At 71.7% G+C, this 25,249-nt stretch carries 28 protein-coding genes; 13 read left to right on the top strand and 15 right to left on the bottom strand.

The features are described from left to right. Positions 1-107: 107 nt before the first annotated feature. The gene (locus ACFZBU_RS15900) at positions 108-1,379 is read right to left on the bottom strand and encodes a Cmx/CmrA family chloramphenicol efflux MFS transporter (RefSeq protein ID WP_391584144.1); all 1,272 of its coding nucleotides are present in this window, start codon (positions 1,377-1,379) and stop codon (positions 108-110) included. Between the two features lie 429 nt (positions 1,380-1,808). Here ACFZBU_RS15900 and argF point away from each other — a divergent pair, with 429 nt between their 5' ends. From argF to ACFZBU_RS15875, 5 genes are all read left to right on the top strand, one after another. Continuing rightward, complete coding sequence (gene argF / locus ACFZBU_RS15895) at positions 1,809-2,792, top strand: ornithine carbamoyltransferase (RefSeq protein ID WP_391584143.1); 984 nt, start codon at positions 1,809-1,811, stop codon at positions 2,790-2,792. A 264-nt stretch (positions 2,793-3,056) separates the two neighbouring features. Next, positions 3,057-4,022, top strand: a complete 966-nt coding sequence (locus ACFZBU_RS15890; RefSeq protein WP_391584142.1) for an ATP-binding cassette domain-containing protein — start codon at positions 3,057-3,059, stop codon at positions 4,020-4,022. Beyond that, positions 4,022-4,867 (top strand): ABC transporter permease, encoded by an 846-nt coding sequence (locus ACFZBU_RS15885; protein WP_391584141.1) that lies wholly within the window; start codon positions 4,022-4,024, stop codon positions 4,865-4,867. Before ACFZBU_RS15890 ends, ACFZBU_RS15885 begins: the two co-directional genes overlap by 1 nt. After that, complete coding sequence (locus ACFZBU_RS15880) at positions 4,864-6,075, top strand: sensor histidine kinase (RefSeq protein WP_391584140.1); 1,212 nt, start codon at positions 4,864-4,866, stop codon at positions 6,073-6,075. Before ACFZBU_RS15885 ends, ACFZBU_RS15880 begins: the two co-directional genes overlap by 4 nt. A gap of 1 nt (position 6,076) precedes the next feature. Beyond that, positions 6,077-6,745: a response regulator transcription factor gene (locus tag ACFZBU_RS15875; RefSeq protein ID WP_020552163.1), complete on the top strand. Its 669-nt coding sequence runs from the start codon at positions 6,077-6,079 to the stop codon at positions 6,743-6,745. Positions 6,746-6,863: 118 nt separating this feature from the next. Here the strand turns inward: ACFZBU_RS15875 and ACFZBU_RS15870 are convergent, their stop codons facing one another. Continuing rightward, on the bottom strand, positions 6,864-8,489 hold the full coding sequence (locus tag ACFZBU_RS15870) for an MFS transporter (RefSeq protein ID WP_391584139.1): 1,626 nt from the start codon (positions 8,487-8,489) through the stop codon (positions 6,864-6,866). Positions 8,490-9,082: 593 nt separating this feature from the next. On the opposite strand from ACFZBU_RS15870, the gene ACFZBU_RS15865 reads away from it, so the two are divergent. Next, entirely contained in the window at positions 9,083-9,775 is a 693-nt protein-coding gene (locus ACFZBU_RS15865) for an RraA family protein (protein ID WP_391584138.1), read from the top strand. A gap of 103 nt (positions 9,776-9,878) precedes the next feature. Here the strand turns inward: ACFZBU_RS15865 and ACFZBU_RS15860 are convergent, their stop codons facing one another. The 5 genes from ACFZBU_RS15860 to ACFZBU_RS15840 all read right to left on the bottom strand — a co-directional run bounded on the left by ACFZBU_RS15860 (position 9,879) and on the right by ACFZBU_RS15840 (position 13,570). Then, positions 9,879-11,012 carry a PP2C family protein-serine/threonine phosphatase gene (locus tag ACFZBU_RS15860; RefSeq protein ID WP_391584137.1) on the bottom strand — a complete coding sequence of 378 codons (1,134 nt, stop codon included), beginning with the start codon at positions 11,010-11,012 and terminating at the stop codon, positions 9,879-9,881. Positions 11,013-11,217: 205 nt separating this feature from the next. Further along, complete coding sequence (locus ACFZBU_RS15855) at positions 11,218-11,997, bottom strand: VOC family protein (RefSeq protein ID WP_391584136.1); 780 nt, start codon at positions 11,995-11,997, stop codon at positions 11,218-11,220. 198 nt (positions 11,998-12,195) lie between these two features. Beyond that, a complete protein-coding gene (locus tag ACFZBU_RS15850; RefSeq protein WP_391584135.1) occupies positions 12,196-12,657 on the bottom strand; it encodes a universal stress protein in 462 nt (153 codons plus the stop codon). 83 nt (positions 12,658-12,740) lie between these two features. Further along, positions 12,741-12,941 carry a DUF1918 domain-containing protein gene (locus ACFZBU_RS15845; RefSeq protein ID WP_391584134.1) on the bottom strand — a complete coding sequence of 67 codons (201 nt, stop codon included), beginning with the start codon at positions 12,939-12,941 and terminating at the stop codon, positions 12,741-12,743. A 176-nt stretch (positions 12,942-13,117) separates the two neighbouring features. Next, positions 13,118-13,570, bottom strand: a complete 453-nt coding sequence (locus tag ACFZBU_RS15840; protein WP_391584133.1) for a DUF4267 domain-containing protein — start codon at positions 13,568-13,570, stop codon at positions 13,118-13,120. 208 nt (positions 13,571-13,778) lie between these two features. Here ACFZBU_RS15840 and ACFZBU_RS15835 point away from each other — a divergent pair, with 208 nt between their 5' ends. The 3 genes from ACFZBU_RS15835 (at position 13,779) to ACFZBU_RS15825 (ending at position 15,846) form a co-directional block, all read left to right on the top strand. Then, positions 13,779-14,300, top strand: coding sequence for a MarR family winged helix-turn-helix transcriptional regulator (locus ACFZBU_RS15835; protein ID WP_391584132.1), 522 nt, complete (start codon positions 13,779-13,781; stop codon positions 14,298-14,300). Between the two features lie 107 nt (positions 14,301-14,407). Continuing rightward, complete coding sequence (locus ACFZBU_RS15830; RefSeq protein ID WP_391584131.1) at positions 14,408-14,899, top strand: hypothetical protein; 492 nt, start codon at positions 14,408-14,410, stop codon at positions 14,897-14,899. Between the two features lie 80 nt (positions 14,900-14,979). Next, positions 14,980-15,846 (top strand): NmrA family NAD(P)-binding protein, encoded by an 867-nt coding sequence (locus tag ACFZBU_RS15825; RefSeq protein WP_391584130.1) that lies wholly within the window; start codon positions 14,980-14,982, stop codon positions 15,844-15,846. Between the two features lie 256 nt (positions 15,847-16,102). On the opposite strand, the gene ACFZBU_RS15820 is transcribed toward ACFZBU_RS15825, so the two are convergent. From ACFZBU_RS15820 to ACFZBU_RS15790, 7 genes are all read right to left on the bottom strand, one after another. Next, positions 16,103-16,297, bottom strand: a complete 195-nt coding sequence (locus ACFZBU_RS15820) for a ferredoxin (protein ID WP_391584129.1) — start codon at positions 16,295-16,297, stop codon at positions 16,103-16,105. Between the two features lie 29 nt (positions 16,298-16,326). Next, positions 16,327-17,217 (bottom strand): pyridoxamine 5'-phosphate oxidase family protein, encoded by an 891-nt coding sequence (locus tag ACFZBU_RS15815; RefSeq protein ID WP_391584128.1) that lies wholly within the window; start codon positions 17,215-17,217, stop codon positions 16,327-16,329. Positions 17,218-17,408: 191 nt separating this feature from the next. Beyond that, positions 17,409-17,864 carry a VOC family protein gene (locus ACFZBU_RS15810; RefSeq protein ID WP_391584127.1) on the bottom strand — a complete coding sequence of 152 codons (456 nt, stop codon included), beginning with the start codon at positions 17,862-17,864 and terminating at the stop codon, positions 17,409-17,411. Between the two features lie 234 nt (positions 17,865-18,098). Next, positions 18,099-18,881 carry a hypothetical protein gene (locus ACFZBU_RS15805; protein WP_391584126.1) on the bottom strand — a complete coding sequence of 261 codons (783 nt, stop codon included), beginning with the start codon at positions 18,879-18,881 and terminating at the stop codon, positions 18,099-18,101. Positions 18,882-19,052: 171 nt separating this feature from the next. After that, positions 19,053-19,583, bottom strand: a complete 531-nt coding sequence (locus tag ACFZBU_RS15800; RefSeq protein WP_391584352.1) for a GNAT family N-acetyltransferase — start codon at positions 19,581-19,583, stop codon at positions 19,053-19,055. Next, positions 19,583-20,206 carry a helix-turn-helix domain-containing protein gene (locus ACFZBU_RS15795; protein ID WP_391584125.1) on the bottom strand — a complete coding sequence of 208 codons (624 nt, stop codon included), beginning with the start codon at positions 20,204-20,206 and terminating at the stop codon, positions 19,583-19,585. The genes ACFZBU_RS15800 and ACFZBU_RS15795 overlap by 1 nt, the downstream gene beginning before the upstream one ends. 99 nt (positions 20,207-20,305) lie before the next feature. Then, entirely contained in the window at positions 20,306-21,811 is a 1,506-nt protein-coding gene (locus tag ACFZBU_RS15790) for a YibE/F family protein (protein ID WP_391584124.1), read from the bottom strand. A 232-nt stretch (positions 21,812-22,043) separates the two neighbouring features. Here ACFZBU_RS15790 and ACFZBU_RS15785 point away from each other — a divergent pair, with 232 nt between their 5' ends. Next, positions 22,044-22,484 (top strand): Lrp/AsnC family transcriptional regulator, encoded by a 441-nt coding sequence (locus ACFZBU_RS15785; protein WP_391584123.1) that lies wholly within the window; start codon positions 22,044-22,046, stop codon positions 22,482-22,484. 83 nt (positions 22,485-22,567) lie between these two features. Continuing rightward, complete coding sequence (locus tag ACFZBU_RS15780) at positions 22,568-22,921, top strand: DUF6204 family protein (RefSeq protein WP_391584122.1); 354 nt, start codon at positions 22,568-22,570, stop codon at positions 22,919-22,921. Positions 22,922-22,961: 40 nt separating this feature from the next. Here the strand turns inward: ACFZBU_RS15780 and ACFZBU_RS15775 are convergent, their stop codons facing one another. Beyond that, positions 22,962-23,534 carry a 2'-5' RNA ligase family protein gene (locus tag ACFZBU_RS15775; protein WP_391584121.1) on the bottom strand — a complete coding sequence of 191 codons (573 nt, stop codon included), beginning with the start codon at positions 23,532-23,534 and terminating at the stop codon, positions 22,962-22,964. 133 nt (positions 23,535-23,667) lie between these two features. Between ACFZBU_RS15775 and ACFZBU_RS15770 the strand changes: the two genes are divergently transcribed. Next, complete coding sequence (locus ACFZBU_RS15770; protein WP_391584120.1) at positions 23,668-24,204, top strand: DoxX family protein; 537 nt, start codon at positions 23,668-23,670, stop codon at positions 24,202-24,204. Positions 24,205-24,405: 201 nt separating this feature from the next. Further along, entirely contained in the window at positions 24,406-25,233 is an 828-nt protein-coding gene (locus ACFZBU_RS15765; protein WP_391584119.1) for a hypothetical protein, read from the top strand. The last annotated feature ends 16 nt before the right edge of the window (positions 25,234-25,249 follow it).

Below are 25,249 nucleotides of genomic sequence, written 5' to 3'. Positions count from 1 at the left end.
TTGCGTGCGGGAGCGGCGGCGGTGGCCGGGGACGACCACCGCCGCCGGAGCCCGAGAGGCCCCGGTACTGCTTCTGCTTCGGGGCGTTCGGGTGGTGGGGTCGGGGGTCAGGTGCGCTGGTGTGCCTCGGGGAGCTCGGGCGCCGCCGAAGCACGGGTGGTTCGGCTGTCGGGCAGCAGGGTCGTGGCCAAGGCCGCGAGCATCAGGGCTGTGCTCACCCATAGGGGCGCGCGGTAGCCGAGGTCGGCGTCGATGGCCAGGCCGCCGAACCAGGGGCCGAGGGCGGCGCCTACGTTGAAGGCGGCTGTGGCGGCCGCGCCGGCCAGTGCGGAGGTGGGCGGGGCGAGGCGAAGTACTCGGGCGATCAGGGCCGTTCCGGTGCCGAACGCCAGCATTCCCTGGATCGGGACGAGCACGAGCAGGACGGCCGGGCGGTCGGCGGTCAGGGCGAGTGCGGCCCATCCCGTGGCCAGGGCCGCCGATCCGACGGTGATCAGTGTGTTCGGGCGGGCGTCGACGATCCGGCCCGCGATGGTGACGCCGACGAACGAGCCCGCCCCGAACAGCGCGAGGGTGAGCGGGACCCAGCCGTCATCGAGGCCGCCGACCTCGGTGACGATGGGTTCGAGGTAGGCGAAGGAACCGAAGGTGGCGCCTTGCACGAGGGCGCTCAGCAGCAGCGTGCGCAGCAGCGACGGCGTGGCGAGGGCTCGCAGTTCCCGACACGCGCTCATGCCGCCGGTCACTCCGCCCGTGCCGTCGTGGCCGGTCGCGTTGCCCGCCCGGTCCGATCCGGTCGCCGCGCCCGTGCCGCCCGCCTCGGTCGACTCGGTTGCCCGGTTCGGCACCGTCCGGGCGATCGCGAAGACGGCCGGCAGTGACACCAGGGCCACCGCCCAGAACGCCGCCCGCCATCCCCACCAACTGCCGAGCACGGCACCCGCAGGCACACCCACCACGCACGCGAGGGTGACGCCACCGACCACCACGGAGGTGGCCCGGGCCCGTCGTTCGGGCCCGACCAGGTCGATCGCGGTGACCAGGGCGACCGCCCAGAACCCGGCGTTGGCCAGGGCGCCGAGCACGCGGGTGACCAGCAGGATCGGGTAGTTCGGGGTGAGTGCGCCGACCACATGCACGGCGACGAACACACCCAGGAAGAACAACAGCGCCCGCCGACGCGGCCGGTTCCGGCTCAGCAGCGCCATCGCGGGCGCGCCGATCACCATCCCGATCGCGAACGCCGAGGTCAGCAACCCGGCGGTGGGGACGGACACATGCAGGTCGGCGGCGATGTCCGAGAGCAGGCCGGACAACATGAATTCCGAAGTGCCCTGGGCGAAGACCGCGAGCCCGAGCACGTAGACAGCAAATGGCATGACGAAACCCCATGGACGTGCGATGGATCCGGGATGGATCCGACTGGGCAGGGGTGGGCCGCACACAGGTTCCGCGCAACACGCCGGGAAGCCACCCAGGATGCCGGAACGAAGGGGCGCAGGCCCACGCTTCGCGATTCCGGTGCTGCCGGTGGCCAGGCCGAGCCCGAACACGCCCCTGACCTGATCAGGCCGGGCGGCTCGCTTTCATCGGCTCGTCAACGAGAGATCGGCCACCGCAACACCGGCGGCCGCCGTCTGTCCGATTCGGGGCTGGACACGCCCGAGAACCTACCAGCCACCCCCACCACCCCTCCACCCGTTTCCGCACCGGAAAATCCGTACCGCTCCTCGATCTCGATACTGCATGATGATGCCGACCACAGAATATTCATGCAATATCGCCGAGCTTCGAATCGAGGTCGACCCATGGGGTATTCCACCCTCAGAGGCCGCAGCCTGCTCTCCCTGCGCGACGTTTCCCCCGACGAGATCATCGAGTTGCTCGACCGGGCCGCGGACACCAAGAAGCGGGCCGCGCACGGCGAACGGGTTCCGGTCCTGGCCGGTCGCAACATCGCGCTGATCTTCCTCAAACCCTCGTGTCGTACGCGGGTCTCGTTCGTCGTCGCCGCGACGCAGTCCGGCGCGCATCCGGAGATCTTCGGCCGCGAGGACATCCGCTTCGGTGTCAAGGAGTCCGTCCGGGACATCGCCCGGGTGTTCGGCCGGGTCTTCGACGGGGTGATGTTCCGTGGTTTCGAGCATGCGACGATCGCGGAGTTCGCCCGCTACGCGGGCGTGCCGGTGTGGAACGGTCTGTGCGACGAATACCACCCCACCCAGATCCTCGCCGACCTGCTCACCCTCCGGGAGAACTTCGGCCGGCTGGAGGGCCTGCCCGTGACGTACGTCGGCGACGGTCGCAACAACGTGGCCGGCACGCTGGCCATCGCCGCCGCCAAACTCGGTCTCGACCTGCGCATCCTGGCTCCCGAGCCGTTGCAGCCGGCGCCCGAGAGCATCGCCGAACTGTCGGCCGGCGCCGAGTCGCCGCATGCCTCGATCACCGTCACCGCGTCCCCGCATCGGGCTCTGGCCGACTCGGCCGCGGTCTACGGCGACGTCTGGGTCTCCATGGGCGAGGAGGAGCAAACCCGGCAACGCATCGACCTGCTGCGCGACTTGAAGGTCACTCCGGAGTCGATGGCGGCGACCGGTCGAGCGGACACCATCTACCTGCACTGCCTCCCGGCCTTTCACGACCTCGACACCGAGACGGCGCGCACCCACCCGGACATCCTCGAAGTGCACGACGACGTCTTCGAGGGCCCCCGAAGCCGCGTCTTCGACCAATCCGAGAACCGCATGCACACTGCCAAGGCCCTGATGCAGCTCACCATCGCGGGCTGAACCGAAAGGCGAACCGGGCGCGGGTGTCGGAGCCCCGGCCGAGTGGCGTTGGGTTCGGTGGTGTCGGGGGTGGGTGGTTGGGGGCGTGTCATCCCAGCGACGTATGCGCTCACCCGCAGGGCGCATGGGTGTCGGGGTGAGGTTCGGCCGTGCGGCGATCGTCGGGGCTCGGGTTGCCGGCTAGCGTTGAGGGCAGATCGGGCGTTCGCCCGACGGCCCTTCGTTCGGAGGCGCCGAGGCACCGGAGCCACGGAGACGGCAGCGATGATCAAAGCCGACGCACTCACCAAGCGTTACGGGTCCAAGAACGCCGTCGACCGGCTGACCTTCACCGTCCGTCCCGGCATCGTCACCGGCTTTCTGGGCCCCAACGGCGCGGGCAAGTCGACCACCATGCGGATGATCCTGGGCCTGGACCACCCCAGCTCGGGCACGGTCACCGTCAACGGCCGCCGCTACGCCGACCACCCCGCCCCGTTGCACGAGGTCGGCGCGCTGTTGGAGGCGAAGGCGGTGCACACCGGGCGCTCCGCGTACAACCACCTGCTCTCCATGGCCGCCACCACCGGGATCCGCACCCGGCGGGTGCGCGAGGTGATCGAGATGGTCGGCCTGGACGAGGTGGCCCGCAAGCGGGTCGGCGGCTTCTCGCTGGGCATGGGCCAGCGGTTGGGCATCGCCACCGCGCTGCTGGGCGACCCGGCCACGCTGGTGCTGGACGAGCCGGTCAACGGGCTCGACCCGGAGGGTGTCCTGTGGATCCGGACACTGCTCAAGTCGCTCGCCGCCGAGGGCCGCACGGTCTTCCTGTCCTCGCACCTGATGAGCGAGATGGCGCTCACCGCGGAGCACCTGATCGTGGTCGGTCGGGGTCGGCTGATCGCCGACACCTCGGTCGCGGACTTCATCCACGGCGCCGCGCCCGACCAGGTCCGGGTGCGCACACCGGACGCCGATCGGCTGCGCGCGCTGCTGTTCGGCCCCGAGGTGCGGGTCATCGGCCACGAGCGCGACGTCCTGGAGGTCACCGGCGTGTCCAGCGACGACATCGGCCGGCTCGCGTCGGCCCACGGCATCACCCTGTTCGAACTGGTCCCGCAGCAGGCTTCGCTGGAGGAGGCGTTCATGGAATCGACCCGCGACGCGGTCGAGTACCGAGTATCCGAGGACGAGACGGGACCGGCGCGGGCGGCCCGTGCCGACCGCCGGCGAAACGGCGAGGTCGCCTGATGTCGACCCGTACCGTCGCCGCCGGCGCCACCGGCCCCCGGTTCACCTCCCGGGCCGCCGACCGCGGCCGGGTCACCTTCGTCCGGGTGCTCCACGCCGAGTGGATCAAGCTGCGCAGTCTGCGCTCGACCTTCTGGGTGCTGGTCACCGCGGTTTTCCTGGTGATCTCGCTGGGTCTGCTGGTGTGCGTGGGCACGGTCAGCCGCTGGCCGGACATGAGCGCCGGCGAGCGGGCCCGGTTCTCCGCGCCGAACGCGAGCCTGACCGGGCTCTACCTGGCCCAACTGGCCATCGGTGTGCTCGGTGTCCTGGTGGTCAGCGGCGAGTACGCCACCGGCTCGATCCGGGCCACCATGGCGGCGGTACCGCACCGGCTGCCGGTGTTGTGGGCCAAGACCGCGGTGTTCGGGGCGGTCACCTTCGTTCTGATGCTCGGCACCTGCCTGGTCGCGTTCCTGAGCGGGCAGGCGGTGTTGGCCAAGGAGCACATCGACGTCTCGCTCGGCGATCCGGGCGTGCCGCGCGTGGTCGTGGGCGTCGCGGTCTACCTCGCCCTCACCGGTGTCCTGGCGATCGGCATCGGCGCGATCGTGCGGCACGCCGCCGGCGGCATCGCGATCGTGTTCGGGCTGCTGCTGGTACTGCCCGAGGTGGTCCGCGCGCTGCCCTCCGACTGGCAGGACCGCATCACCAAGTACCTGCCCAGCGAAGCCGGTCAGGCGCTCAGCCGATGGCATCCCGGCGAGGGCGCACTGTCCCCGGCAGCCGGCATCACGGTGTTCGTGTTGTACGCCGCGGTGACGCTCGCGGTGGCGGCGGTGTTGCTCCGGAAGCGTGACGCGTGAACACGCTGCTTCGACGGTACGGCGGCGAGCACGGGCTCGCCGCCGTACCGGCACGTGTGGTGACCTTCACCCGCAGCCATCCGATCTGGGCCGACACCACCCTCGCGGTGGCCGTGCTGCTGTTGTTCGAGGTCGGAAACCTGCTGCGGTCGTCCGGCTGGGTGCTGATCGGGGCGGCGTTGACGCTGCCGCTCGCGCTGCGCCGCCGGGCCCCGGTCGCGGTGTTCGCGGTGATCGCCGTCGTGGCCCTGGGCCAGTGGGTGATCGACGCGCGGACCGGCGCGGACGCGAGCCTGCTGATCGCGTTGTACACCGTGGCCGCGAGTTGCGACCGGCGTCGGACGGTGTACGCGCTCGTCGTGGTCGAGACGGGCATCGTGCTGGCCGTCGTGCGCTGGACCGTCGAGGGGTATCGGTTCGGCGCCTTCGTCGGACTCAGCGCGATGGCCCTGACCGCGGCGGTGCTCGGCGCCAACCTGCGCACCCGGCGGCGCTACCTGGTCGCCCTGGAGGAACGTGCCCAACGCCTGGAACGCGACCAGGAACAGCAGGCCGAGCTTGCGGTGGCGGCCGAACGCTCGCGGATCGCCCGGGAGATGCACGACATCGTCACGCACAACCTGTCGGTGATGGTGGCTCTCGCGGATGCCGCCTCGATGACGGTGCACACCAAGCCGGAACGCTCCGCCGCGGCGATGGAGCAGGTTTCCGGTACCGGTCGGCAGGCGCTCACCGAGATGCGCCGCTTCCTGGGTGTGCTGCACGAGGACGAACCCGACGCCGCCCGGCACCCGCAGCCGGACCTGGCCCGCCTCGGCGCGCTCGCCGAGCAGGTGCGCGCGGCGGGCCTGCCGACCACGCTCACCGTGCAGGGCGACACCCGCAACGTGCCGCCCGGTGCGCAGTTGGCCGTGTACCGGCTCGCCCAGGAGGCGCTGACCAACACCCTCAAGCACGCCCAGCCCGGTGCGAACGCGCGGATCCGGGTCTCCAGTTCGGCCGATCGATTGGAACTGAGCGTGATCGACGACGGCCGCCCGCGCCCGAGCGGCATGGGCGAGCGGGACGAACCGCGCGGCGGACGAGGACTCGCCGGCATGCGGGAGCGGGCCGCCGTCTACGGTGGCGATGTGGAGGCCGGGCCGCTGCCCGGGGGCGGCTGGCGAGTGTCGGCGCTGCTGCACCTGACCGATCCGGGAGGATCCTGACGTGGCCATCGACGTATTGGTGGTGGACGACCAGCCGTTGTTGCGCATGGCGTTCACGATGGTCCTGGACGCCCAGGACGACATGACCCTCGCCGGCGAGGCCGACTGCGGCGAGGAGGCGGTCCGGCTGGCCGAGCGGTTGCGCCCGGACGTGGTGCTGATGGACGTACGGATGCCCGGCATGGACGGCATCGAGGCGACCCGGCTGATCAGCGAGCGCTGCCCGGAGACCAAGGTGCTCATCCTGACCACGTTCGACCTGGACGAGTACGCCTTCGCCGGGCTGCGCGCGGGCGCCTCCGGTTTCCTGCTCAAGAACGCGCTGCCCGCCGAACTCCTGGGCGCGATCCGCTCGGTGGCGGCGGGCGATGCGGTGGTCGCGCCACGGATCACCCGCCGCCTGTTGGAGACCTTCGCGCACCGCCTGCCGCACCACGACGTCACACCCGGCGCGGAGGACCCGCGGCTCGCCCAGTTGACCGAGCGCGAACGTGGCGTGCTGATCGAGGTCGCACGCGGTCTGTCCAACGCGGAGATCGCCGCGCGCCTGCACCTGTCGGACGCCACGATCAAGACGCATGTGAGCCGGGTGCTGGCCAAACTCGGCGTCCGCGACCGGGTGCAGGCGGTCGTCGTCGCGTACGAGAGCCGCCTGGTGCAGCCGTTGTGAGCCCCGGCGCCGCGACGGGTCGGTACGTCCCGACCCGTCGCGGGCGCCGGCGGATTCCACGCCGCCGGGCCCGACCCCCGGACCGGACCCCGGACCCGGTCGGGCTCGGCGGCCCGGTTCAGTGCAGCGTGCCGCCGGTGGCCGGGGTGCGGCCCGCCTTCATCACCACGGCCAGCGCCACGCACACCACGCCGGCGGCGGCCACCGCCCAGAATCCGATCGTCCAGCCGTCGTCGGTGTACACCTGCGGGATGTCGAACGTCTGCGCGGGCGCCCCGGGTTGGGCGACGGTGGAGACCCGGTAGGTGTGCGCGGACAGGATCGCGGTCAGGATCGCCGTACCCACCGCGCTGCCGAACGACTGGGTCAGCGCCAGCATGCTCGCGCCGATGCCCTGCTGCTCCTGCGGCACCGCCTCGATCACCAGGTTGTTGGCGCAGGCGTAGTACACGCCGAACGCGAGCCCGTAGACGATGCCGATGATCAGCAGCACGCCCCACGAGCCGTGGAACATCGCGTACAGCGCCATCGACAGCGTCATCACCGCCAGACACGCGATGTACGGGCGACGCAGCCCCACCCTGGTGGCCCACTGGCCGGCCGCCGGTCCGGTGAGCATGCCCGGGATGGACTGCCACGTGGTGAGGTGCACGGCCAGCGCCATCAGGCTGAAGCCGAGCGCGTAGCCGATGTCGCCCTGGAAGATCAGCCCTTGGCGCATCGTGTCCACCGGGATGCCGGCCTTGGCGGCGAAGCCGGCGATGGTGCTCTCCTTGACCACCTTCTCGTCGATCTGGGCCATGTAGGACACGGCGTAGAACTGCACGCCGATGATCATGTTGGCGAACAGCCCGATGGCCAGCACGATGGACACCCGGGGTGCGCGCAGCAGTTTCGGATCCATGATCGGGTCGGCGGCGCGGTGCTCCCAGACGTAGAAGGCGATCAGCAGGGCGATGCCGAGGACCAGGTAGATCCAGGCGGTGAACCGGCCCCAGCCCCACTGTTGCCCGTTGCTGATGTAGATCAGGGCGAGGGCGACGCCCGCGCCGATCAATACCGAGCCGAGCCAGTCCAGCCGCTGACGCGTCCTCAGTTTCGACTCGGGGACCACGAGCCAGAAGATCGGGATCAACACGAGCATGTAGATCATCAGAAACCAGAACAGCGACCGCCAGCTCCAGTGGTCGGTCAGCCAACCGCTGAGCAGGGGCGCGGTCAGTGCGGACACGCCGAATCCGGTGGCGATCACGCCGATTGCCATCGGCACCATCCGGCGTGGCATCAGGTCGCGGATCAGTCCGGCGGCCACCGCCGCCATCGCGAACGCGACCGCCTGGAGGCCGCGGCCGACCAGGAACATCGCCCACGAGTGGGTGAGCGCACACAGGATCGAGCCGGCCAGGAACGAGACGCTGCACGCGAGCAGGATCAGCTTCTTGCCGTACAGGTCGGCGAGTTTGCCGATGATCGGCGTGGTGGCGCCGCCGACCAGGCCGAGGATGATGATCATCCAGCCGATGTTGTTGCCGGCCGACGGGAAATCCAGGCCGATCTTTTGTACGGCGGTGCCGATCATCGTGTACTGGAGCGGTACCACCTCGGAGAAGAGCACGATCACGCCGAGCACCGAGAAGATCCGGAGCTTGGAAGCGCCTTCGAGTCGGCCCGGGTCGGCGCCGTCGGTGGGTGCGGACCGGGGCGGCTGTTCCGGTGGCGGGGTGCTGTCGATGGTCTCGGTCACGCGATTACCTCCCGAACACGGCGTCGCCCGACGGCGGCGCGCTCGGTGATGGCCGGTGCGGCCTGGCGGATGGCGTACGGCATACGGATCGGAACCGGATGCTCCGCTTCCGAGTCGTTCACGTCGAGGCCGACCGGCGACTGTTCCCCGGCCGACTCGACACGTGCTGACCTGCATCTACGGCAACCAACGGGTCCACCGGAAGGCGCGCCGGGCCCGAGCCCGAGGCCGGGCGAACCCCGGTGGATCAGGCTCCGGTTCGGCGCCTGGTGCACCTTGGCACGAACCGGCCCAGCTGTGAAGCCATCATGACCAACATGGTCACAATGGCTTCGGCTACCACCCGGACGACTACACACGGTGACCCGAACCGGTACCTTTCCGACCCCGGGACGCCGCCCCGGACGCACCCGGACGCGCCCGGGCGCGGGTGAATCCCCGCGGCGCCGTGCTCGGTTGCGGTGGGATCGCCGGAACGGGTCCGGTACGGGCGGGCGTCGACGGGTGGAATCGGGCGCGGTTAGCATCGCAGGGCTGTCTCGATGCATCCGCGCGTGCGTCCTGTGGGGCGACGCCGAGCCACGGAGAACGCCATGTTGAAGACCTTCGCCGAACTCTCCACGCCGTTGGTGGCGGACGCGTGTGTGCGACACGGTGTGCCGCTTCGGGTCGCCCCGCCGGGGATCGGCGCCGTGGTGCCCGGGCAGCGCATCGCCGGTCGGGTGTTGCCGGTTCGGCACTACGGCAGCGTGGACGTGTTCCTGGAGGCGTTCGGTGCGGCCGAGCCGGACGACGTGTTGGTGATCGACAACGGCGGCCGTACCGACGAGGCGTGCATCGGCGACCTGGCCGTCCTGGAGGCCGAGGCGGCGGGGGTGGCGGCGCTGGTGGTGTGGGGGCTGCACCGCGATACACCGGAACTGGTGGAGATCGGCCTGCCGGTGTTCAGCTACGGCAGCTACCCGCCCGGCCCGACGCGGTTGGACGAGCGCGAGCCCGAGGCGCTGACCACCGCCCGGTTCGGGCCGCACCTACTGAGCACCGACGACCTGGTCTTCGGCGACGCGGACGGCGTGTTGTTCCTGGCCGCCGATCGGGCCGACGAGGTGCTCGCGACGGCCCACCGCATCCGCGACACCGAGCGCGAACAGGCCCGCCGGATCCGGGCCGGCGAGACGCTGCGCCGACAGACCACCTTCGACGACTACCTGGCCCGTCGCGCGACCGACCCGACGTACACGTTCCGCCGCCACCTGCGCAGCACCGGCGGCGCGATCGAGGAGTAGCCCGCCGGCGGCCGAACGGTTGCCGAGCACGGCGACCGGGCCGCCGACCGGCCCCGGCGCAGCCGACCGCCGACCGCGCGTCGCCCGACCCGCCGTGCCGGGGTCAGGGCGCGGGAGGGTGCTTCGGCGGCTCGGGGGCGCGCGCGAGCGCCAGGACCAGGGCGTCGTCGGCGAGCCGCAGCAGGCCGACGTGCCGCAACAGGTCGTCGCCCAACCGTTCCACCGCCACGACCGGGTCGGCGACGGCCGGACGCGCCTCGCAGAACAGTGCCCGGATCCGGTCGACCAGCGGATAGTGCCGGCCGGCCACATCCCGCGCGTCCGCGAACCCGTCGGTCATCAACAGCAGCAGATCGCCCTCGTGAAACGGCACCACCCAGGGGCGCGGCGGCGCCGGATCCAGGTCGCCCAGACCCAACGGCACGCCGGGATCGGGAGGTTCGAGCACGTGCACGGCGCCGTCCGCCCGGATCGCCACCGGCTCCTCGTGCCCGCGATGGGTGAAGGCCACGTGTTCGGGGCGGACTTCGACCAGGAGCGCGGTGACGAACCGGTCCGCGGGCGCGTTCCGGCTCACGCTGGTGTCGATGCGGTGCGCCACGGTGCTCAGTTCGGGTTCGTCGTACGCGGCCTCGCGAAACGCGCCGATCGTGATCGCGGCCGTGCGGACCGCGCCCAGGCCCTTGCCGAGCACGTCGCCGATGATCAGCCGCACCCCGAACGGCGTGTCCAGCGCGATGTAGAGATCACCGCCGAGTTCGGCCTCCTCGGCCACCGCGAAGTAGCGCACCGCCAGGCGCAGACCGCCCAGTTTGTCGCTCGGCGGCAGCAGGATCGCCCGCTGCGCGGCGACGGCCACCTCGGAGACGGCCACCAGGGCCCGTTCGCGACGGATGCGGGCGGCGGACAGGTACATGGCCAGCGCGGTCGCCATGACGTACATCCAGGTACTGACCTGGAAGAGGTCGTCGTACGCGGGGCCCAGGTAGCCGTCCCGCGAGGCCAGCCAGTAGCGCAGCGGCAGCGAGATGCCGCCGATGACGAGGATCGCCGGGGGAGGCGCGGTGGCGGCGGCCAGGGTCGGCGCCAGGAGCAGGAACGGGTAGTAGACCGCCGAGGATCCGGTCGCCAGATCCACTGCCGTGACGACGACGAGGATGCCCACGGGCAGCCCGACCTGCCGGACCAGCGACCGGGTCGCCGCCCCGACCCCACGCTGCGGTGCCAGGTTGCTCATTGTTGCGTCCATGATCGTGGGGAAGGCGGCGACGCGTCGGTTCGCGGCACCCGCCGAACAGGTGAAGCCGCCCGAACACCCGCCGGGCGGCGCGGAGCCGCCGGCCCCCGGGGTACCGATCGCCGTGCCCGGGGTCGCCCCGTCGGCGCGAGGTGCGTCCTCCGGGCGGAACGACCGGGCCGCCGGGGTGTTCGTCGGTGGGCGACTACCCGGGCTGGGGTGCGCTCCGGATGATCGCGAAGGGGGCGCCGAAGGGGTCGGCCAACCAGCCGAGGCGGCCGACCTCCGGGACGTCGGCGGCGGGCATGAGCACCGAGCCGCCGTGGCCCTGGGCCCGCTGCACGACGTCGTCGGGGTCGGCAACCTCGAAGTACGCGATCCAGTGCGGCTCCTGGCCGTTCGGGTCCGGCACGATGCCGCCGAAGGAGGCCTCCTGGGGGTCGCCCTCGGCCGTGGACAACACGGTGTAGGTCATCCCGGGCATCTGGAACTCCTGCGAACGCCAACCGAACAGCCCGCCGTAGAAGGTGAGCGCCGTGTCCAGTTCCACGCCGTGCAGCTCGACCCAGGCCAGTGAGGTGGGCTCGCCCAGCAGCTCCGAGCCCCGGAAGGTACCTGGCTGCCAGACGGCGAAATCGGCGCCGGCCGGGTCGGTCAGCGGGGACATCCGACCCATCTCCATGACATCGAACGGCTCCACCCGAACCGTGCCGCCGCTGTTCTTGACGGCCGCGGCGGTCGCGTCGGCGTCGGGAGTCTCGAAGTACACCGTCCAGGCGGACGAGGCGCCCTCCTCGGTGAGCGGACCGAGCCCGGCGATGGTCTTGCCCTCCTGTTGGAAGAGCCCGTAGCCGCCGGCGTCGGGCCCGGCGGATCGGAAGTCCCATTCGAAGACGGCACGGTAGAACTCGGCCGCCGCGGCGGTGTCGGGGCTGCCGAGGTCCAGCCAGTTCGGCGAACCCTTCACAAAGTCGGTGCTGAGCACGTCGCTCCTTCGCCGGGTCGATTCCGACCCGAATGACATAAGTCGTTCTGACTTGTCCAGTCTGACTCCGGGAACCGACGCCGGGCCGGCAAGAGCGCGGCGCCGGCCCGGGGTGTCGTCGTTCCTGCGCCGTACGGGTGACCCGCGCGCTCAAAGCGGCGCCAGGCCCCCGGGCGTCGGTTGCCCCGGGCGTCGCGCTCAGGGGATGACGGTGACCGGCCAACGGGCCGAGCGGACCAGGCGGATCGCGAGCGAGCCGATCAGCCGGTGGCCGAAGCGTTCGGAGGCGCCGACCACGACCGCGTCGGCGCGCACCTCGTCGGCCACCTTGGCGATCTCGTGCGCGACATCGCCGCGCGCCTCGACGAAGCGGTGTCGTACCCGCACCTCGTCGGCCCGGCGGCCGATGTAGCTCGCGATGTCGCGCACCGCGTCCTCGTGCGCCTGCTCCATCACCTCGGCGCCCTCGGGCGTGGTGGCGGCGAGCCCGAGGGGAGCGCGGACGTACACCACGACCAACTCCGCGCCGCCGCGCCGGGCCTGGCCCAGGGCGTAGTCGGCGGCGCGGAGCGAGGTCCGGGAGCCGTCGACGCCGACCAGTACGGCCCGTGGCCCGTCCGTACCGAGTTCGAACGTCGGCGGCGGGGCGGGGCTGGTCACGAGGGCTCCTCGGGAAGTGCGGCGGGTCGCTCGATGGGCTGGTGCCGCGCCCGGCGACGGGGTGAACGTCGCCGGGCGCGGCACTAGTCGGAGTCGGCGGCCTTGCGGTGTTCGACCACCGAGTCCGGGCCCGGCGACATGATCGATTCGTGTCCGTCGGCGGCGCGTACCCGATACGGCGGAGTGCCGTCGGGGCCGAGGACCTCGATGATCTCCACGAAGTGGTCCTGTCGGCCGACGACTCGGCCGTGGATGAGAAGGCGATCGCCCTTGGTGGCGTGCATGCGGCCTGGCTCCTCTGGGTGGATGGCGTGCAACGAGACCCCGAGCATTCGAATGGTAACAGGATGATCACTTTGGGTGAGCGGGGTGAGCGGGGTGAGCGGGGTGGAGCTTGGGCCGACCCGGTGGCCGACGGCCGGGGCCTGTGTCGGGCCGAGCGAGCCCGGGAGGGAGGGGGTCAGTGCGCCGCCGGGGCGGGGACGCGGCTCGGGGCGGGGGAGACGGTCGTGAGCGTGGTTGCCGGGGCCGCGGGGCGCTCACGGAGCAGCAGGGCGGCGGCCAGGGCGACCAGGACGGCGGTGAGGCCGTGGATGCCGAGGGCCTTGGCGGTCGAGCCCTCGTTGCTCAGCACGATCACCATGTCGCCGGCAGGGATGAAGGACATGGCGAGCAGCGCCCAACCCAGTGCCCGCCGGTGGCCGGTCAGCAGGAGTGCGAAGAGGATCAGCCCGCTGCCCAGATCCCGTACGCCCTTGACCGCCAGGAATGCGGTGCCCTCGTGCTCCGGCCAACTCGGCAGGCCGAACCCGGACGCGGTCGACTGCGGGGCGACCAGGTAGGCGATGCCGATGTACATGATGAACAGGCCGCCGAGTGCGGCCAGGGTGGTGGTGAGGTTCCTGATGTTCATGGTGGTCTCCCCGTGAGGCGATGCTCCGGTCGGGCGGTTCGTGAGCGAACCGTCGGTCCGGGAGGCGGTCTTGGTCGTCCTGGAAGAACTCTCGCCGGGGAGTCCTGGAAGTCTCATGGAAGCGACTTGGAGCCCGGTCCGCTCCGGCCCGGCGGGTTGACCGGAGAAGTGATTAGGGACCATACTAAATGTTGTGGAACATGAACCGATGCCTGAGGACACCCCCACGCTCGACCAGGCGGCGTACCAGATCCGGCGCTACGGGCTCGATGTCGACCCACAGGCCGTATTGGTCGCGGTGCGTCTGATGGCGGCCGGGGCGCGGCTCGGCCAGGCGGTCGAGGTGCACTTCTCCCGGTTCGGTCTGTCCGCCGGGCGCTACCGGCTGCTGGCCGCGTTGGAGGATGCCGACGGGGAGATGTCCCCTTCGGGGCTGGCGGACGTTCTCGGGGTGTCCCGGGCCACCGTGACGGGACTGATCGGCGGTTTGGAGCGGGAGGGTCTGGTGCTTCGCCGACCGTCCGCCGAGGACGGCCGCTCGGCCGTGGTGGTGCTGACCGCCCGGGGGGCGCGCCGGATGCGCGAGTTGGCCCCGGAGCACTTCGGTCGATTGCAGGAGATGGTGGGCGCGCTCGATCCGGAGGAGCGCACCGTTTTCCTGGACCTGCTCGGTCGGCTCGTCCGTGGGATCCCGGCGTTGACGCGCGAGCGTTCGGCGCCCGAGGAGTAGTTCCGCACGATCCGTTTTGGTCGCCGCCCCCTCGGCGGCACGTCGCGTCCGCGCGGGGTGTCGCCGGGGCGGCATTTGCTTGACCATATAATTAGGGAGCTAACTACATGACAGAAATGGAGGCCGGAAACCACATGGGACAAGGCCGTTCGTCCGCCGGGGGCTCCGGCCCACCGGCGTTCACGCTGTGGCGGGAGGTGCTCGTGGCGTACCTGGCTCCCGCACTCATGGCCGGCGCCGGCGGAGTGGCCACCGGGCAACCGGATCTGGTCGTCGCGGCCTGCACCTCGATCGCGGGCACCTCGGCGCTCGTGGCAGCGCTGGTCGGCGGCCGGCTGCGCCGGGCCGGTGCTCGGCGCACCTGGCTGACCTCGACGCCGCGTGTGGTCCCGACCCTGGTCCTGGCGACCTGGATCACCGCGCCGGCGGCCCTGATCGGCTGGTTCGTCGCCGGCCACGTCCCCGAGAGCATCATCCCGCACCACGGCCCGTGGCCCGCCCGCCTCCGCCTGGACCTGCCGCTCTCGGCGGCCCTGGCCGCCACCATCGTCACGTGGCGCTGGCGCGGGGCGATGCGGGGGCGACGACCGGCCGCATAGGCCGTCATGGCCACACAGTCCGGATCGGCCGAGTGGCCGGATCCGACCCCAGCACCACTCACCGGAAAGACAGGACCCACATGATCGTCGTCATGGGCGCCACCGGCGCCACCGGAAGTGCCCTCCTGCACCGCCTCGTCACCCTGGGCATCCCGAGCCGGGCGCTCGGCCGCGACCCTGAACGGTTGCGGGCAGGCCTGGACGACGCGTCGCGTCGCCTGGTCGACGTCCGGGCCGCCGACGCGGACGACCCGTCGTCGCTGCACGCCGCCTTCCAAGGCGCGCACCAATTGTTCCTCACGATGGCCAACAGCCCCGCGCAGCAGGAACAGGAGCGGTGCGCCATCCGGGTGGCCGCAGCCGTCGGCATCGAGCACATCGTCAAACTCTCCGCCCCGGCCGCCACGGCGGACTCCCCGGTTGCGATCTCCCGATGGCACCACGCCATCGAGGAGACCCTCCGCCAGAGCGGTGTGCCGCACACGGTGCTGCGCCCGTACGCGTTCATGCAGAAGTTGTCGACGCTCGCGCCGATGGTCGCGGCGCAGAGCGTCGTGCACGGGACGATGGGGGACGCGGTCTGCAACTACGTCGACTGTCGCGACATCGGCGACGTGGCCGCCGAGGTGCTGATCCGACCGGAACTTCGCGGGCGTACGTACACGCTCACCGGGAGCCGAACCTTCAGCCACCCGCAACTGGTCGAGCTGCTGGGGCGCCTCCTCGGCCGGCCGATCCGCTACGTCGACCTGTCACCCGAGGCAATGCGGCACAACCTGATCGAACGCGGCGGCCTGCCGGACTGGCTCGCCGCCCACGTGGTGGAGATACGGCAACTGGCGGTGAACCGGCCGGAGGAGCCCACCGACACGGTCGCGCGCCTGCTCGGCAGGCCGCCCCGCACCTTGGCGGCCTACCTCGACGAGAACATCGGGCTTTTTCGCTGAGCGGGGTGTGTCGGGGTGCGGGACACCGCAACCGCACCGGCTGCGCGCGCCCGACTCGACCTCGCCCTGCTCGCTCATGCGAGCCGGCCCGGTGGCAGGGTGTACAGGGTTCCGACGCCCACCATCGAGACCGTGCCGTCGACGGTGACCCGCTCCACGTGCGGGGGAGAGCCGTGCGCGGTGATCCGCAGGATGCTGGGACGACCGACGAACCGGCCTTGGGCGAGATCGAAACTTCGAGGTCCGACGGGATCGGTTATGCGGAAGGATCGATCGTGATCGCGCGGACCGGGCACATCGAGGCGGCGGTGCGCACGTGTGCGGCGTACGCGTCCGAGGGGTTCGCGTCGTGGACCAGGTAGTCGTCCTCGTCGAAGGAGAAGACGTCGGGCGCGGCGAAGACGCACTGGCCGTGGCTCTGGCACAGGTTCATGTCCACGGTGATGTGCATACGGCAACTCCTTTGGCAAGTGCGATGGTTCAGGAGACGGGCGGGTTGAAGCGGGAGTAGTTCGGCGCACTCCAGCGCAGGGGGACGGCGTCGGCGATCTCCACCACGCCGGTGACGGTGAACTCGACCAGGCGCTGGGCGCCGGGCACCCGGGCTGTCTCGTCCGCGTCCCAGAGGGTGCGGGCCGCGCCGGTCAGGTGCAGGGTCGAGCCGGTGTCCCAGCCGGGCACCAACAACCCTGCGGCCGGGTGCAGTTCGAGGTTTCCCAGGGTGAGGAACATGGCGTTGCCGAGGTAGTCCGGCCAGCGCAGCACGCTCGGGGACAACACCTGGACGAAGCCCGGATTGCCTCCCCGGTGCGATGCGTCGGTATTGCCCGACTCGTCCGAACTGGCCACGAAGAACGTGTCGGTGGCCCGCAGGGTCCGCTGTTGCGCCGGCGTCAGGGCGGTGCCCCGGGTGACGTGCCGGGTGCCTCCCGGTGCCGGGGCGGACCCCGAGTCGGAGAGGAAGCGGAATTCGCGTTTCTGGATGTACTTGGGGCAGTTGGAGATCACCTGGTCGAGGTCGACGCGCAGGCCGCCGGTCGTCGGCGTGGAGCGGCCGTTGATCCGCATCCTGCGTCGCGAGGTGGGCTCGATGGCGATCATGCCGACCGTGGCCGGTCCGGCGAGGACTTCGGCGAGCGGGTCCTCGGCGAGCGGCAGTGCGTCGACGAGGAGGGTACGCGGGTCGGGAACCCGCAGGAAGCCGGGGTCGCCGACCAGTTGCGAGGACCAGATCCGGCCGGCGGCGTCGGTGCCGCCGACGATGATCATGGGTTGCTCGGTGAGGAATGCCGCGGCAACCGGTGGGATGGACTCCCCGATGCCGCCGAGTGCGAACGACGCCTGACGGGTCAGGTCGGCACGGTCCTGCACCGCGCGTTCTCCGCGGTGATATCGGGTTGCCACGGCATTCCCTCCGAAGGTGGTCGTGCGGGTCACGCCGACGGGGCCAGCGCCTCGTGGGTGTGGGTCGGGGTCGGAATCACGGATCGGGAGCGTGCGGGGAACGGGATGTCGACCCGGGTCCCCGCAGGACGGGGCTTGGAAGAAGCCGCAGGTCGGGTCTAGAAGAAGCCGCAGGTCGGGGCACCGGCGGTGGGCGCGTCCGCGGGGTCGGCGCCGGAGGGGGCGTAGATCTCCAGGCGGATGCCGTCGGGGTCGGTGAAGAAGATCCCGCCGGAGGTCCCGTGCTCGCCGTGCGGCACCACTCCCTCGTAGCCGAAGCGCGCGTCGAGCCCACGCAGGACCTGCTCGGCGGCCTTGACCTCGTCGATGGTCTCCACCTGGAAGGACAGGTGGTGCAGGCCCGGGCGATCGACCGGGAAACCGCCCTCGCTCTGCTGCCACAGGGTGACCAGGAGCCTGCCGTCCCGGCCGAGGAAGGCGAACCGGCGGTTCGCCTCGTTGCCCTCGGCCATCACCTCGAATCCGAATACGGCCCGGTAGAAGGCCGCGGAGCGGTCCAGATCGGTCACGTTCAGTCCGACGTGGCCGGTCTGAAGTGTCTTGAGGTTGCTCATCGTTGCTCCTGGGTGCCGGGTGCTGGGCGGGCTGATCGAAACGGCGGGGGTACACGCGGCGTGGGCGCATGCCGGTGGCTGGGAAGCCGGTGCGTCCCCCGCTTGGTCTAATGATTACACACATGAGTAGCCATTAGAAAGTGGGCGTCGTCCGCATGCGTGATCCGGGTCCGGAAACGGCTCCGCCCCGGACGGCGGGGCCGTCCGGGGCGGGCTGTTCGTCGTCGGGTGGGCTCAGCGGCCCAGCTGGGTGTAGGTCTTGAACGTGTACAGGCCGTCCAGGGTCACCGAGTTCGAGCCGGCGGGCGAGGGCAGCGCGTTGCGGTGGTTGAGGACGGTGCCGAGCGGGCCGCAGTTCGTGGCGGCGGGGATCGCGACGGTGTTGTCCCACAAGGTGCCCTTGAGGACGGGCGGGTCCTTGGACACCCATTCGTTGGGACCCTTGCGCATCATGGTCAGCCGGATCGGGTGCTCTTCGGTGCCGATCGAACACCCCTGCGGCAGCAGGGGACCGCTCAGCGCGAGGGTCACATCCAGGCCGCCGGCGGCGGTGCCGTGGGAGAGGAAGTCGAACCAACCGCCGTACCTCGTCTCGACGTTCACCCCCAACACCGGTGCCCGCTCGGGCAGTCCGGGGACGCCGAGCAGGCCGCCGGTCGCCGGGCTCGGCGTGGCGTGCATCGCGCCGAACACCTGTCCGGTCGAGCCGTCGGGCAGTGGGCCCTCGGCATGGGTGATGGTCATCGGGCGGAGCGGGACGGTGAGTCCGCCGAGTCGCATCTCACCGGTGGCGACGTGCACTTCGCAGCGCCACTTGTCCGGGTCCGCGTCGGCCGGCAGCGCGGGGCAGTCGGTGAAGTCGAAGTCGGGTAGTGGTGCGGCGGCTGGGGCCGAGGCGGTGCGGGCTGTCGGCGGACCGTCCGCCAGGGCCGGTGCGGTGCACAGTCCCACGGCGCCGAGCGCGAGGCCGGCGCATGCGGCGGCCCTGGCCAACTTGCGGTTTCTGCTGCGGTCCACGGTGATCGTCCCTTGCCTCGGGTGGATGACTGACTCCCCCCGAAGGTAGGGAAGTTCGCCTGCGGGCAGTATCCGGCGACCCCCAGGCCCGGCGCTGGTGCAGGCCCCCGCCCCGATGTGGTGCCTGCCGGCGCGGCGAGCAGGGCGGGCAGGGGTGGATCGGTGCGTGGGTCAGGCCAGTTGCTTGTAGTAGAAGCTGCAATCCCGCAGCGCGCCGGCCGGGTCGGCCGCGTAGTGCGGGACCACGCCGTAGCGGGTCCAGCCGGCCGCGCGGTAGAGGTGGTCCGCCGTACTCTCGGTCTCGGTGTCGAGCAGCAGAAGGGTGGCGCCCGCTCGGGCGGCGGCCCGTTCGGCGGTCGTGAGCAGGGCCCGGCCCAGGCCGCGACCGCGCGCGTCGCGGTGCACCATGAGCTTGACCACCTCGGCGCGGTGCCGGCCGTTGGGCTTGCGCTCCAGGGCCAGACTCACGGTGCCCGCGACGCCGTCGGCGCCGCGGGCGATCCACACGTGCAGGCTGCCGTCGGCGACGGCCGACTCCCGTTCGTGCCACCACCTCGCCGCCTCGGTCGCGTCGAACGGCGCCACGAAGCCGAGCGAGGAGCCGTCGGCCACGACGTCCGCAAGGAGGCCGGCCAGGCCCGGCACGCTGCTTCGGAAGTCTTCGGCGGTCAGCCGGGTGACGGTGTGCATCGAGGTCTCCATCACGGCAGCACGATCAGCAGGGCGTAGCGGACCGGATCCGGGCCGGGGCAGCGCAGGCGCGAGCGGCCCCACAGTCGAAGGCGCAGACAGTCCCCGGCGCGCACCTCGTGCACGCGACCGTCCGCGGTCATCTCCAGGACGCCCTCCAGCACCCAGATGTGCTGCTCCAGCCCCGGCACGGGCGGCCCGTCGTAGGAGATGTCCGCACCGGCCCGCAGGACACCCTCGACCACCTCGCCGCGCAGTCCCGGGTGCGGCGGCGACACCGAGCGCCGGGTGAAGCCCGAGGCGCGGTCCACCCACACCTCCTGCCGGTCGGCCCGTACCAACTGCGAGGGCTCCGACTCCACTTCGGCGAGCAACTGCGACATCGTCCGTCCGTACACCGCGCACAGCCGGCCGAGCAGGGCCGCCGTCGGGCTGATCTCGCCGCGCTCCAACCGGGACAGCGTGGATCGACTCACATCCGCGCGGTGTGCCAACTCGTCCAACGACCACCCGTGCTCCGCCCGAAGCCCGGCCAGCCGTCCGGCCAACCGAGCCTCCACCTCCTCGGGAGTGCCGCCGCCGGGCGCCGCCTCGGCGTGGGCACCCGGGCTTCTCGGATCAGAGGTGTTTCTCATATCAGGGAGGATATCCCGAATCCGAGACACGGCGGAAGGGGGGCGCAGCGGAGTGCCCGGGCTCACCCCGTGCCCCGCGCTCTCACGCCGGATGCGCGGTCAGCGCCCTCGGTGTCGGCCCCGGGCCGCGGGCACCGAAGCCGGGGCGGGCCTGCCCCGCGCGGGCTTGCCGTGGTCGGCCGCGGCCAGGATCGCCGCCAGGCCGGTGGTCACCGGGACCGAGGCGACCAGGCCGATGCTGCCCACCAGGGTGCGGGCGATCTCCTCGGCGACGATCTCGCTGGTGGCCACGTCCAGGACGTCCCGACGGGCGATGGAGAACAGCAACATCAGCGGCAACGCCGCGCCCGCGTAGGCCAGGACGAGGGTGTTGACCGTGGATGCGATGTGGTCGCGGCCGATCCGGATGCCGGCCCGGTAGAGCCGACGGGCCGTCATGGTCGGGTCGGCCTGCTTGAGTTCCCACACCGCCGAGGTCTGGGTGACGGTCACGTCGTCGAGCACGCCCAGCGATCCGATGATGAACCCGGCCAACAACAGGCCGTGCAACTCGATGTCCGGATACAGCGCGTGGACCAGGCCGGTCTCGTCGGAGGTGTTGCCGGTCAGGTGCGCCCACCCGATGAACAGCGACCCGAGCACGCCGATCAGGGACAACGACACGAGCGTGCCGACCACCGCGACCGAGGTACGTGCGGACGGGCCGTGGCACAGGTACAGCGCCACGAACATGATCGCGCTGCCGCCCACGACCGCGACCAGGAGCGGATCGGAACCCTGCAGGATGGCGGGCAGGATGAAGAACGACAACACCGCGAAGCTGATCGCGAGCGCGATCAGTGCGGTCAGTCCGCGCAGTCGACCCACCACGATCACCGCGACCGCGAACAGGCCCGCGAGCAGCAACATTGGCGGGCCGCGCCGGACGTCGATCACCGAATACCGCAGGTCCTCCGGGGCACCGGGGGAGTACGCGAGCACGACTCCCTGGCCGACCGAGAATCGGCGCAGTTCACCGGGACGGACCAGCTGGGAGATCCGCCGGCCCTTGTCCGCGCCGGAGGTGACCTCGATCGTGGCCCGGTGGCACTCGGCGGGCGCCGCCGCGGAGCCCGGTGTGCCGGGTGCGCCGGAGGCGCCGAGCGAGGGCGGCGGCCAGGGGATACCGCCGGGGTGGTCGGGCGGGGCGGTGCTGCCGGGTTGCCCGTCCGCACCGGAGGTCCCGTTGCCGCCGGGTGGGCCGCCGGCGTCGGCCGGGCCGCCGAAGACCTCGGCGTCCGCCTGCGCGCAGGGCAACTCCTCGACCCGGGTGACCCGTCCGTCCCGGGTCTCCTGGTCGAAGCCGACTCCGGTACGCGGGTGCGCCGGGGTGCCGCCCGGCCACAGCACCACCAGGCCCACCACCACGGCCGCCGCGAACGGGATCAGGACGGCGGCCACCAGGCGCCGCAGCCGGGCCGACGCGGGCGACGGCGGCCCGTGCGCGTGGCCGTGACCGGGTACGTGGCCGCCATGGCCGGCCGCGTGGTGTGCGTGGCCCGGCGCGGGATCGGATGTACCGGGGACCTCGTCCGTAGCGCCCTGATCCGCCCGTGTCCTGCCCATGGCCCAGCCCCTCCCGATCCGGTCGACGCGTTCCGGCGGACCTCGGCGGAAGCGTATCGGGCCGAGGCCCCCGCCCCGCGGGCGCTCACGGGGATCGGCGCGCGCCGGAGGTTCGCGGCACCCGCGCAAGCAACTTGCGGTGGATCGCCCTCGGGGCGCAAGATTCTTGCCTGCCGGTCCGGTTCATGGCCTGGCGTTTTGCGTGGCAGCGCCGAAGAGTGGAGCGTCGAGCATGGCCGAGATCGACAGCATCGACCACACCATCCTGCGCATGCTGCGCGAGGACGGACGGCGGACCTTCTCCGAGATGGCGGGCCAGATCGGCCTGTCCGTCGCGGCGGTCAAGCGTCGGGTGGACCGCATGCGCGAGGAGGGCGTGATCACCGGCTTCACCGTCCAGATCGACCACGCCAAACTGGGCTGGGGCGTCGAGGCGTTCACCGAACTGCGCTACCCGGGCAGCATGCCGGTCGGCGAGATCGTGCGCACCGCATCGGACACGCCCGAGGTACAGGCGGTCTACACGATCGCGGGCGACCCCGACGCGCTGATCCACGTCCGCGTCCGCGACATCACCCATCTGCAACAGGTGATCGACCACCTCCGCCGCAACGGCAACGTCACCGGCACCAAAACCCTCATGGTCCTGGGCTCCTGGACCAAGGAGAGCTGACCCGCCGGCCCGCGCCTTCGCCGCCGCCCCGGCACGACGTCGCGGCCGGCAAATTCGCTTGAGGCGGTGCCTAGGGTTTGCGTATGAGTGAACGTACCTTTCGGATCACCGTCCGGGGCGCCTTCGACGGCCTGAGTGACGAGCAGCGGGCGGCGTTGGCGGCCGAGGCGGCCGAGCACGACGTCCTGCGGGCCGCCTTCACGGCGGAAGGGCACCTGACCTACGACGTGGCCGCGCGGCCCTTCTTCACCTTTCGTTTCCTGGACTCCGGGGAGGCGGAGGAGGACATCGTGCCGGCGACCGCCCGGGCGGTCGCCGGAGCCGAGGCGTGGCTGACCGAGCGGGGCTACGGCTACAAGAACCTCAAGGCCCAGGCCGAGGACCTCTCCCAGGCGGCCCTGTCCAAGCGCCAACGGCGGGCCCGCGCGGCCGGCTAGGGTCCGTCTTCGTCCCGCGCCGTGGTGCTCGGCGCGGGACCTAGGGTCGGCCCCCACCGGTCGCATCGTCGGCGGTGCGCGGCGCGAAGGCGAACGAGTCCCGGACGGCCCAGTCGCCGTCGTCGTCGCAGACCACCAGGTCGAGTCGGTCGACCCGGGTGGGCAGCGGCAGACGGCCCGTCACCTCCTGTGCCAGGGCCCGCAGTTCGTCGGGGCCCTGGCCCAGCGCGACGGTCAGGTGCGGACCGACGTCGTCGGCGTCGTCCAGATATGCGCCGCCGTAGGGGAGGTAGTCCGGCCAGCGGCCGGTCACCGCCTCGATCAGGCGCAGCACCGGCTCGGCCGGATCGGGTGCCAGCCACAACCCCCGATGGAATTGGCCGACCCGGTTGAAGACCAGGTCCAGCGCGGGCTGCGCGGCGGCGATGTCGGCGAGCGCCGCGAGGTCCGCGGGGCCGATGTCCGCGGGCGGGAGCCACGGGTAGAGCACGGTGACATGCGCGGGGATCCCGTCGGCGGTGCGCGGGTCGTAGCGTTCGCGCCAGGGCTCGACGACCTGTTCGACGTCGGGGACCAGCAATACCAGGGCACTCGCCGCGTTCCGTTCGGCCATTCCCGCAGTGTACGGTCCGTCACCGGGTATACCGGCCGATCGTCGGAACGCCGCCGGAGTGTTTCGACCGCCGGGGCGGGGCGAGGTGTTCGGGTGGGTTCGAGGCGCCCGTTCCGGGGGCACTCGTCCGGGCATGGCTGTGTTGAGAACCTTCGCGCGTCCCATGCTCGCCTCGATCTACGTGCTCCAGGGCTACGACGCCGTGGTGCGTCCGGACCGGGTGGTGCCCGCCGCGGAACCCGTGGTGCGCCGTATCGCCGCATGGGTGCCGGTGGTGCCGGCCGATATTCGCACGGCGGTACGGCTGAACGGCGGCGTGCAGTTGGTTGCCGGCACGCTGCTCGCGCTCGGCCGGGTGCCGCGTCTGTCCGCGCTCGCGCTCGCGGTCACGCTGGTGCCGACCACGCTCGCCGGGCATCGGTTCTGGGGGGCCGAGACCGAGCAGGAACGTGCCGGGCAGCGCATTCACTTCCTCAAGAACGTGTCGATGTTCGGTGGTCTGCTGATCGCCGCCGCGGACACCGGCGGCAAACCCTCCCTCGCCTGGCGCACCCGCCACGGGGCACACGCGCTGCGCCACGACTCGACCCTGGCGCGCCGAACCGCCGAGGCGACCACTGCCTCGACCGGCGCGGCCCACCGGCTTGCCGACCTGGTGCCCGGCCACTGACCCGGGGCGCCCGCACCCCCGGCGGGTCGGCGGCGCACCGCGCGGATGCCTCCGCGGCGTCGCCGGGAACCGATACCGGCCGGCGACCATCGAAGCGGCGTGACTTCGACGGATGACGGGGACGTCCCCGAAACGCAAGGCGCCAGGGACGACGGGGGCGTGCCCGCAGCGGAACGCGCCGGCGATGACGGGGAGGTGCCTGTGACCGCACGCGCCATCGAGCCGGTCCTGCCGGGTCGGGCAGGCGGAGCAGGTGACCCGGGCCGGCGCCGCCGGGTCGTGGTCCGGGCCGTGCTCGCCGCCGGGACGCCGGTTGTGCTCGCCGCGGCGGTGCTGTGTGCCTGGCAGCCGTGGACCGACGACGTGGACCGAGCGCACGCGGGGCCGACCCTGGCTCCGGCGAGCCGGGCCTATCCGGTGCTTCCGGACCCCTTCGGCGACCGCTACGACGCCGGGCTGTCCGCCCGGCTGATCCGACAGCGGCAGGCGTTCCGGCAGAGCGTGGCCGATGTGCTGCAACGACATCTGCCGCCGGGAGCGGCGGTGGCCGTCAGCGAACTCTCGTTCGGCGACTACCGGGTCACCGTCGGGGGCAAGGAGTACCGGGTCGTGTTGTACATCGACCCGAGCCGGACGGGCGGACGACTGCCGGAGGGAGCGGTCCCGATGGCCGGCGAACTCGGCCCGCGGCTCGGCGCGGACACGTACGACCCCGGGTGCAAGCCTCCGGCCGCCCGACCCGCCGGCTCCGGCTGCGTCGACGGGGCGCTGCCCGACGGTGAGTTCGCCGCCGTCCACTTTCCCGAACGGACCGACCTCCCGGTCGCCGACCCGGGAAAGGGCGGCCCGTTCTCGTCCTTCCGGTATCGGAACGGCACGGTCGCCCTCGGGATCCTCGCGCACGAACCGTCCCGCACGGTCGCTCCGATCACCGGCGAGCAGTGGCTCGGGCTGGTGACCGACCCGTCCTTCGTCGAACTCGTCGACTACTGGCGCGCGCATCCCGAGCTGAAGGGTCACGGGTGGTAGTGACGGGCCGAGACGG

The sequence above is a fragment of the Embleya sp. NPDC008237 genome (assembly GCF_042956465.1).
GTDB lineage: Bacteria > Actinomycetota > Actinomycetes > Streptomycetales > Streptomycetaceae > Embleya.
The sequence above is the reverse complement of the archived record's forward strand: the minus strand, read 5'-3'. Positions and strand labels throughout refer to the sequence as shown.